The sequence below is a fragment of the Bacillus cereus genome, assembly GCF_015071065.1.
GTDB classification, from domain to species: domain Bacteria; phylum Bacillota; class Bacilli; order Bacillales; family Bacillaceae_G; genus Bacillus_A; species Bacillus_A cereus_BA.
Map to the genome: position 1 here is coordinate 46,560 of NZ_VOVA01000017.1, position 10,806 is coordinate 57,365.

The window sequence follows — 10,806 nt, forward strand, 5'->3', positions numbered from 1 at the left end:
TCCTTCTTAATCATTTAATTGATCAAAACGGCTCTTTGCTGTTCCTCTCTGCTTAAATGTTGGTACACCAGATCGTTGTGACGTTGTATTTTCATGAACTTGTTCTTTTACTTGAACATCTCTGTGAACCGTTTGTGATGAGCCTCTAATTGGAGCATCTATCGTCCCACCATCATTTACATTATTCTTCACTTCTACGTCTCTGTGAACCGTTTGTGATGTGCCTCTAATTGGAGCATCTATCATCCCACCATCATTTACATTATTCTTCACTTCTACATCTCTATGAACCGTTTGCGATGCACCTCTAACTGGCGAATCTACCGTTTCACCATTTTTTACATTATTCTTCACTTCTACGTCTCTATGAACCGTTTGCGATGTGCCTCTAACTGGCGAATCTACTGTTTCACCATTTTTCACATTATTCTTCACTTCTACGTCTCTATGAACCGTTTGCGATGTGCCTCTAACTGGCGAATCTACTGTTCCTCCGTCTTTCACATTATTTTTCACTTCTACATCTCGATTAATCGTTTGACTTGTACCATTTGCAGCATTTCCATTACTAACCGCAGGTCCTTCATTTTTCACATGATCTCGTACATTCACTTCTTTTTGTACATCTTGTGATTGCACCCTCACATCTGAACCGGAAGGATTCGCAGTTCCATTACTTCTCAACTGTTCTTGCAAAGTTATATCTTTCTGAATTTGCTCTGTTCCGCCTTTATTTTCTGAGCCTGGTATATTTGCTTTTCCACTGTTATTTAACTTCTCTTGTAGCGCTATGTCTTTCTGAACTTGCTCTGTACCAACTCTATTCTCTGTTCCTGGAACATTCGCTTTCCCACTATTATTTAACTTCTCTTGTAGCGCTATATCTTTCTGAACTTGCTCTGTACCAGTTCTATTCTCTGTTCCTGGGACATTCGCTTGTCCGCTGTTATTTAACTTCTCTTGTAGTGCTATGTCTCTTTGCATTTGTTCTGTACCTGGTTTCATTTCTTTTCCTGGCGCTTCAGTAGAACCTGTGCTGATCACTTTCTCTTGTAGCGCTATATCTCTTTGCATTTGCTCTGTACCTGGTTTACCTTTTAATTCAGATCCATTTGCATCCGTTCCACCCATTTTGCTTGTATTTGGGTTCGCATTTTGAATATTGGCAGCTTTATCATTTCCTTGATTTGCATTTTGCATAACATCTTTACCAACTTGATTCAATGTATCACGATCAGCATGTTGTTGAGCAGTTTGACGACCTTGATTCTGTCCCTCTTTAAAGTCACTTACTGTTCCTTTCACATTATCTTTTACATTATTCGCAGCCTCAGATACTTTTGATTTACCTGATTCAAGCATATCATTCGCACCACTCATCGCTGCATTACCAACATCTTTCATCATGCCTCCTGCTCCACGATTCTTTGCATACCCTGTTGCTGACCCTAAACGTCTTGCAATACCACTTCGACTCGGAGTAGTCGCTGCCGCTTCTCCTGAAGCTGTACCATCACCTTCTGAACGTTTTGGCGTTTCCTCTCCAGACTGTTGATCACCTTGTAATTTTTCCTTCGCATTACGTCCTAAGTTCATTGCACCTTTTCCTAATGCTTGTGCACCTTTCATGGCTGCCCATGCACCAAGCATATGATTCTTACCATCTTTTAGTCCAACGTCTACACCAAAGTACCTTAAAATCGATTCAGAACCTTTTATCAATAACGTAGTAAGTGCTATCATCGATATGATGTAAAGAACCATACCTAAATCAGCATTTCCTACATAAGTAACTAGAATAATATATACTCGCATTGATATTCCTGTAAAAGCGATTAACAAGAATCCTTTGAATATATCCTCCAATACCATTTTCGTTTTTTGTCCACTTTCTATATCTGTCATAAAAACAAGTGGCGCAACCACCTTTTTCATGACAAGTTCAAAGATTGTTATTACGAATACAAACAATGTAAAAGCATAGGCAATCCCTAAAGAAAGCAACGCACAAATAATCGACAAGGAATTCATCGGATATCGTTTGTATCCTGTATCTGTTATGGATTTAAAGACATTAAAAGAACTTTTTTCTATTTCTTCAAGGGTTTCAGTTTTCCCATCATTCGTTAATTTGTATTTTAAAAATTTCGTTTCTTCTGGACCACCATCTTTTTTAATTTTTTCATCAATTTTCTTTACAACCTCTGGTGTTACCAAATCACCTAAACTCGATTTTAAAAACATGTCTTTTGTTAAAGCATTCTTTTCAGTTTTTAATGTATCTTTTGATTTAATTGGATCAAAACTGTTTTGGCTTAAATACACAATATCCGCTGTATTATCTTTTACTAGCTTCCATGCTAAACCATCCTCATGTTTTTGGCCTTCAGTTGCTGCATTATAAAAATCCACTGATAATTTTTGCATTTGCGCCATAATCTCATTTAACCCACCTACAAGCACAATCATCATAATCACATTCAATACGACGGACTTTAATTTGGGTGGTTTATGCATGAGTATGGTACGAATCCCTAACCATGTGATTATCAAAGTAAAGATTCCAACAAACAATCCTTTAATCATAGATTGTGTAAATTGATTTAACCCCACATCATTTAAGACATCAAACAATGAAAATGTCTTCGGAATCAACCCCTCCAACATACCTACGATTACCAATAACCCTTTAATAAAAGACCCTACCATCGACTGCCATATGGCACCTAATACCGTTGAATACACAATCCAGTCATTATTCAAAAATTTCATGGCTTGTTTCGTCTCTTCGTCATCTAGTCCCCAATCAAATAAATCTTTCCATTGCCACGCATAGGTTGGAGAGGCAATAACAAAGGAACTAATGAAAATAAATCCCAATAGCATGACTCCAAACAGCCATTTATGTTTTGGTTTCCACTTTTGTATTCTCGACTTCAATTCGCATACTCTCCTTTCTATAATTTCCTTACTAATGCTTGTAATTGCTTTTTCATTTCCTCACTAGAGGTGTGTTCCATTACATATTGAACATCATCTTTTTTAGGCATTTTGTCGTCATTCCTAAACACCTTTAACATCATAGCTAGACGTTTCCGAACCTCTAATGAATCATTTTTATTATTCTTATTTTTAATCTGAAGAATTAATGTACTTATAATCTCTTCGAGACTTTCTTCCTGTTCTTCTTGTTTATCAACTTGTTGTCTTCCTATATCTTTTGCAAGTCTCTTTTTATATTCACGAAGAGCTGAATCATTCACTATGAAATTTGTGAAATCTAAATACAAGGTAGTTAAATCTAACCTCGTGTGTTTAGATGGAATATCAATCTCGTTTAAGTCATTGGATGTATCAAATAAACTCGTTAAGAATTGCCAACGATACGGCATAATCGTTCCTTGTGTATTAAAAATCGGATAGGGCCGGACTTTTTTTCTTTGTAAATCTTGTCGCTGTAATGCTCGAATGACTAATATCTCCCCTTCAATCAATTGTCTCAATCGATCAATAGAGATAATGCGTTCTTGATCCGCACTTTTTGTCACTTTATTATCGATTTCAAAGTGTCCCTCGTTCGAAGATTTTCCCATAGTCGTTTTATTCCCTGCACGTTTCGAAAGCTCTTCTATGGTCTCCTCATCTGTAGACATGATATAAATATGATTTTGACAGTTTTGCTTAATCGCTTTTGCTTGCTTTCCATACAACTCTTCGATCTGTGAATAGGACTGAAGAACTAAATTAAATAACATATTTCGTCCTGCACAAACGGTTAGCACACCACTCATATCATCAATCGGAGGCATATTTCCAAATTCATCCAATAAAAAATGAACTCTTCTGAAACACTTCTTCTCTTTCGTGTCATTACAGTTCATGGATAACTCTGTATACAGTTGTTTAATGAAGATACTCGCTAAAGCATGGTTTGACTTATCATAATCGGGAATAATCATAAAGACCGCTGTTGGCTTATCTGAGTACATTAATTTCGCTCTTGGTTTTTGAGGAAAACTATTTGCTTTCATGACAAGGTTGACCTCTCGTTTCAACTCTACCTTGTCCTCGCAACCTTCTTTTTTTTGATACACCACATTCCCCTGTTCATCAGTTTGTGTTTCAAATTTCAATTCGTACAACACACGATATTTTGTATCTTTTTCTTGGAAACGAATGAGTAATAAATCTCCATTTTCCAATTTGTCATCAAAATTTAAATTACACATTCCCAATGCTTTAACTTTCATCCTATAGCTTCCAATTTCAGTCTTTTGTTCATTATTCTTATGAAATGAAACGGTTACTCGATTATTTAATAGGCTGTCGTCTAATTGGAAAAATAGATTTTTTGGGAAACCGAGCTGTTTTAAATCCAAACTAGATTTCGAAGTCATTTTTGCAAACATTTCATCCGCAAACATCTGTAAACCATCATTGGCTGTTGCTAAGATAGATCCTTTTGCTTTCTCCCCTGCAAAATTCGTCGAACCATACTGCATTTTTGCAACGTTACCTTGCGGTAAACTTTTAAAGAACTCATCTAATGCATTTTTTTCCACAAAATCTTTTTCTGGATCTTCCTTATAATTAAATGCACCTAACTCATTCAACATTTGTAATACATTTGGCATGGTAATTTTTTCGATACAATTATGCTTCACACAATAATCTAGAAGGGCTAATGTAATACCGTTCACAGCTTTCTGTGCTGAAGAATTGAAAAAGGCGTTATCTCCCGCATTTGGATCATTGTATAAGGAGAATGTTAATGTATTTACTCGCTTAACAGCTTCTTGTATATCTCCATTTACCCAGGCATCAATTGCTAATTGTAAAGGATTATAAGACATTCCCTGAAGGGGGTCTAAAATATTTAATACCTCAACATCATAACCACGTTTTTCTAACGTTACCTTTGATGCACTATACAATTATGTATAGCATCCCTATTCAGTTTGAGTAGGGGTAGCTATTACCCATTCCGGGTGCGATAGGTAAGGATTTGATATTATCTCCAACTTTTCCCCCGCCTCACACCGTACGTGACAGTTTCCCATCATACGGCGTTCCATCGACAAATTTTCATATAATATATAGTATTTTTTACTGAATAATGTCTAAATTAGCCATAAATCTTAGTCTATTAAGCTTTTTAATTTGTTTCGAATCCAAATTAAAGTCATTAAGATAAGTAGCAATTGTTTCTTCATTTATAGCGTGGATCAGTTTATGAATATCTTTATGAACAAGACATAAATTATGATATTCATCCGTACCACCTTGATTTCTAGGTAGTTTATGATGACAATGTACTTCATTTGGATGAAGGATTTCACCAGTCACATAACATTTTCCATTAGTAGCAACGTATAGTGTTAATCTGTTATCTACAAATTCAACATTGTCTTTAGTATATCGAGCTTTGTTAACCATGTACTGTACATATTCGTTTGGAACAATTTTAGGCTTGGATGTTTCTAACTTAGCACGCCCACCTTTTGTATAAGGTGTAATATCCTGCTGAAAATTCATTGGATTTCTATGATGAACAGCGTTGATTACGTGGAGTGGAACTCCACCAACTACTGATATTTTTGTTTGTTGCTTCAAGCCAACATTTCGTTGTTTGTATATTGTGTTTTGTTCCTTATACGTTTGAATAGTACGTCTTTCCCTTAACCTAACTTTCATGGTGCGGGATAAGGATAACCCAACTTTATCTAAGTCAATATATACATGCGTTGCATATCGATAATAGTTTTTGATACCCATTACCATTGTGTTGTAATTCATAGATGATTTACTACTATATGAACTGTGTTGTATTTTCTTTACGCCATCTCGTAGTTTTTCTTGAATTCTCTTACGAGATTTTTCGGAGATATTTGTTTGAGCAACATACCCGTTTTTCGTACTCCCTTTAGGTATAGCTTTAATACTAAAACCTAGGAAATCCGCATGCTTTTGTTTCAAGTTCGTAATGCTAGATTTGTTTGTATTAACCTCTAACCTCAATCTTTTATCGAGAAATTCAACTACAGCGTGATAAAATCTAACAGCGTGATTGTATGACCGACACATGATTTTAAAATCATCAGCATATCTGACCATATAACCGCTTTTTAAGTTAGTTCGTTTAGCAGTACCATTATGGAAGCTGTGAATATTTTTACTTTTAATAGGGAAGCTTTCCCATTGAGATTCAACCCAACGATCTAACTCGGTTAGGTAAATATTCGCTAATAATGGAGATAGTACACCACCTTGTGGAAGTCCTTTATCCATAACTCCTACACCGACTACTTCTGTTCTTAACATGCAATTGATTATTGATAGTAATCTTTTATCACGAATGCCAAAGCTCCAAAGTGATTTACTCAATTTCGCATGATTCACATTATCGAAGAACCCTTTAATATCAACGTCAACACAGTAGTACATTTTCCCACGATTGATTAAGCTAACCGTACGGCTTAATGCGTGCATAGCGTTTCTATTAGGACGGAAACCATAACTATGTTTATAGAACTTGGCTTCACATACGGGTTCTAATACCTGTAAGATACATTGCTGAATGACCCTATCTTCAAGTGTTCCAATACCCAATGGTCTTGTTGAGCCATCTTGTTTTGGGATTAGTACACGTCTTGTTTTATCCGGTTTAAACCAAGATAAACGTTTTTGAATTTTTGCTACAAATTCAGATACATTTGTTACTTTAACATCTTCAATGGTTACACCATCCACACCCTCTGTATGAGCGCCATTGTTACTTTTAATTTGATGATAAGCTAGTAGAATATTACTTTCGCTCGTGATTATATCCATCAACTTATAGAAATTATCACCGTTTTTACTATTAGCATAAAGTTCATCAAACGTGGATGTTAAACCATATCGCTTAATATTTTTAATTTTTTCAGTCATACTGTTTTTACTCCCCCACTATAAGTGTTTTAGTAACTTTATTATTCTTAATCGAATCAGTATATTAAATATCTACATATAAAATCTTTTTATCGACTTGAGGTCTTCCCTCCACTACTTATTATCATAGTTTCACAAGTACTACACCTCTACTGCCACGACATTTAATGTATGTTATGAATTTCATACAAACGGGTCATAGTGACCATTCACTCACCGTATATCGCTTCCCACGTTCCGATTAACCTATCATAGTGTTTTACTTAGATGTCTCCTATAAGCCTGTTACCTTGAATACGCCTATAACGTATTATGGACTTTCATAAAGGACGCGTCTTATTCATCCACAGTAACCGTCAAAACATTGACGCTTGATACTTTCGTTATCAAGTCCCATATAGACCCGTACAATTCGGAGATTCGTCAAGACTAAATCTATTCTCATCATATAAAACGACTCCCGACCTATTAGCCTCCATATTCCTCGTGGAACTTAGGATACATTCAGCCGACTTCACCGAGCTTCTTACAATCTATTAAATGGTTAACATCATGCAAGTCGGAGTATCAGAGGGTAAGTTTCAAGGCGTTACCCTATCGTTCCTTACCTCGGTTAATCAGTTCACAATTGCTATTTTTTTCATGCAACCATGCCATAGCTTTTCACTATGGAACGTGGCGCACCCCCCTTAGGATCGTTTGTTACCATACTCGATTGATTTTCCGCACGACTTAAATTATCAATCATAGGTACAACAATCATTTCCCCTTTACCAGAACGAGAAACCCCTAGAATAGCTGTATTCACTGTACTTGTATCAATAAAGTATTGATCTTGATAATGCGAGACTGGAACGCCACCATATCCTTTAAAAGAATCCTGTTTTTCTGGAATCGCTATATATTGTTGTTGAAGTTCCTTAATCGTTGTAAAACGACTATCCCCTTTTTGATTCCAAACTACATTTTTATCATTTTTATAGTTAAATTTGGAATAGGCTAATAGACTAATAGCCACCAGTGGCACAAATAAAAACAAATAAACCTGTTTTGACAGTGCTGGATGTAAGGCTTGCTGTAGAGAAACGTATTCTACCCAATCTGCATCCAATATGTGAGTTATCTTGACCTTCTCTCCTTGCTTGGAAAGTCCGGTTACAATCGTTTGATACAAACTCACCATAAAATTGACAGCAAATAAGGGAACCACTACCACTAGAAAGGAAATAAATAAGGCATTCTTATTTATTTTTGCTTTTTCACCTGGTAATTTTTCCCCTTCAATTTTGTAATCATGTCTTAAATACTTTTTTCTTTTAAAAATGTTCTTTGAAAATCCAAAAGCCATCATCTATCACCAACTTACGAGTTAAATTTGTTTTGGCCACAATACATTAATGCTTACGCATTAATTAAATAACCAGCCCCTAAAACCTTTTCTTTTCTTTTCAACTGGTTGTGTTCCCATTTCTACTGGAACTTGTTGTACGGGCACATGCATATTCTGTTGGGATGGATGATACATCGGTTGTTGATACATTGGATAGAACCCCATATTCGATTGCATTTTCATCTCTAACTCTTCTAGCTTTCGATTGCTTTTTTTCAATCTTTCTTGAAGATCTGCAATTTGCATTTCTTTTTCAGTTACAGTTCCTTTTGACTTCTCCAAAAATTTCTTTTCTTCTAACGAAAGCTCTTTTTGTTTAATTTGTAGTTCTTTCTCATGCAATTTCGCTTCTTTTTCATCTTTAATTTCTTGGAGCCAGTTAGGTGTTTGTTCCTTGATATTTACCTCTATCTCTTTTAATGCTTGTTGCTGTAATCCAAATGCTTCATTCATTAAAGATTCAATTATATTTGCATGCTGAGATAAAATGGCATTTCGCTTATCAACTAGATCTGTTTGTGTATTTCGTTTCAATTCATATACTTTATCAAACAACGCTTTTTTCTTTTGTAACTCCATATCTTTCTGTAAAACGTCCTTTTTTGCCTGAACAAGTGTATGTTTACGCTCCTCTAATTGAGACCCAAATGCTTGATAACTCGTTTCCTGCTCTAATTTGAATGTTTCTAGATCTAGGTTTTGTTTCTCTTTGAATGCAGCTTGTTTCTGTTGTACCTCTTTTTCTTCACTTTCTTTATACTGGCTCGCTTCAATCACCATTTTCTGTATCAGAGATTTAAATACAGGCTGTAGTTCTTCTTCCGCTTCTTTCTCAAAATCTCTTAAAATGGCTTTCTTATATTCTTGTTCTAAGAATATACGCTGTTCATCTGTTGCATTTTCTAACTCTTGATAATACTGATCTTGAATCAATATGAATTTTTTACTATTTAAGATTTGTTTTGCATATTGTACTTGGCACAGTTTTAAATGCGTCATTTCTGTTTCTTTTCCTAACCCCAATAAACTCAACAAATACTCTTCTGTAAAACGACCATCATAACGTGCTTTTTTCTTTCCGACTTCTTGTAGACTTAAATATTGGTTATAGTCCATAAAATTTATTTCTGAATGAGTAACCTGTTTTTCCAATTTTGTTTTTTCTATTCTCGTTTCTTCAGGAATAGCATCTCGAGACTCTTCATTTTTTTGAATACCAAAAGGAAGATTTTCTTCTGTTTCCTCATATTCTTCCTCATCTTCCTCTTCCGATACTTCCTCATCCGATACTTCATCAATCTCTTTATCAAGAGCATCTAACTCATTATCAATAATCTGATCGTCAAACTTTGTTTGCTCATCAAAATCATCTAAAGTAGCCGTTGTGGCAGCTACTTCAAACTCATCAGATGCAACTGAAGACTCTTCTTGTTTCTTTTTCCCTGAACCAAATAGCTTTTGAAAGAAACCTGTTTTTTGAGGAGGATTCTGCTCCATTTGATAAGTTTGGTCCAATCCGCTTCGAATCATTACCGCTCTATCTGATTCCCCCTCTTTCTCCAACACTTCCTCAAACGCCTCTAATAAAGAAAACGGCTGATCTTCTTCTACACGTAGACTAAAATCATATGTGTACTCAAGTTCTTCAGAATCAATCGTTACAACGACTACACCAGACATATTATGTTCGTTATGGAAACGCTGGATCACTCTTTCCGCTTCCAATAATGATAACTCTTTACCTGGTCGGGCTTTATTTTTCTTCAAAAACTGAACTATATCAGTGAATGGTTGCTTTTTTGTAAATTGAATTTGATACATTTCGTTCATCCTTTCTCACCTATAAAATAAAAAGAGCAGATTTCCATCTGCTCTTTTTGAATGATATTTCGGTTTAGAATCCGCCTTTTGATACACCTTGTACTGTTTGGACGATTTCCGCTGCACCCCATACAATAATACAACCTGCAACAATATAAATAAGCCACTTCTTAGCTGTACGGCTCGGTCCTTCTCCGAAAATAAACATTATGCCTGTAACAATTACGCAAAATCCTGCAATCCAAATAGTAATAGTTTGCAATCTACCACTCCAAGCTTTAAAAATGTTTCCAACTGAATCAAAAATGTCATTGTAAGCTAAATGTTGTAAGATGCTAAAGTAAAAGTAATCTAGAAATTCCATAATCTATTTTCCCCTCTCTTAATTCCCTTGTGTTTTTACGTCACTTTGTACGTGACTATTGGTTGATTTTTCTTGAGCTTGTTTTCTTTTTTCAATATCAGCTGCAATCATTTCAATGGATGCTTGTTCTAGCATTTTGTTTCTCCATTCAACGTTTTCACCCGCTAAAACAGAAACACAAATACCATTTACAATTTCCCTTTCCCACTCTTCATAGGTACGACCTTTCTTTTCCAAAATAAAAGAAACCGCCTCATTATATAGCGGTTTCTCATTTTTACCTCTTGGTTTAGCCATCAAT

Annotated in this window: 5 protein-coding genes and 2 pseudogenes; all 7 read right to left on the minus strand. The window is 35.5% G+C overall.

All coding sequences use genetic code 11. From position 1 onward, the window contains the following. Positions 1-6: 6 nt before the first annotated feature. The 7 genes and pseudogenes from FT637_RS24525 to FT637_RS24555 all read right to left on the minus strand — a co-directional run bounded on the left by FT637_RS24525 (position 7) and on the right by FT637_RS24555 (position 10,802). Positions 7-2,940 carry a pLS20_p028 family conjugation system transmembrane protein gene (locus FT637_RS24525; protein ID WP_193648509.1) on the minus strand — a complete coding sequence of 978 codons (2,934 nt, stop codon included), beginning with the start codon at positions 2,938-2,940 and terminating at the stop codon, positions 7-9. Between the two features lie 17 nt (positions 2,941-2,957). Next, positions 2,958-4,934 (minus strand): annotated as a pseudogene (locus FT637_RS24530) (VirD4-like conjugal transfer protein, CD1115 family); the annotation flags it as partial. Between the two features lie 172 nt (positions 4,935-5,106). Further along, on the minus strand, positions 5,107-6,930 hold the full coding sequence (gene ltrA / locus FT637_RS24535; RefSeq protein WP_193648511.1) for a group II intron reverse transcriptase/maturase: 1,824 nt from the start codon (positions 6,928-6,930) through the stop codon (positions 5,107-5,109). 685 nt (positions 6,931-7,615) lie between these two features. Next, positions 7,616-8,278 (minus strand): annotated as a pseudogene (locus tag FT637_RS24540) (type IV secretory system conjugative DNA transfer family protein); the annotation flags it as partial. A 60-nt stretch (positions 8,279-8,338) separates the two neighbouring features. Continuing rightward, positions 8,339-10,150 carry a hypothetical protein gene (locus FT637_RS24545; protein ID WP_193648513.1) on the minus strand — a complete coding sequence of 604 codons (1,812 nt, stop codon included), beginning with the start codon at positions 10,148-10,150 and terminating at the stop codon, positions 8,339-8,341. Positions 10,151-10,214: 64 nt separating this feature from the next. Continuing rightward, positions 10,215-10,505, minus strand: coding sequence for a TrbC/VirB2 family protein (locus tag FT637_RS24550; protein WP_193648514.1), 291 nt, complete (start codon positions 10,503-10,505; stop codon positions 10,215-10,217). Between the two features lie 18 nt (positions 10,506-10,523). Then, positions 10,524-10,802 (minus strand): hypothetical protein, encoded by a 279-nt coding sequence (locus FT637_RS24555; protein ID WP_193648515.1) that lies wholly within the window; start codon positions 10,800-10,802, stop codon positions 10,524-10,526. Between the last annotated feature and the right edge of the window lie 4 nt (positions 10,803-10,806).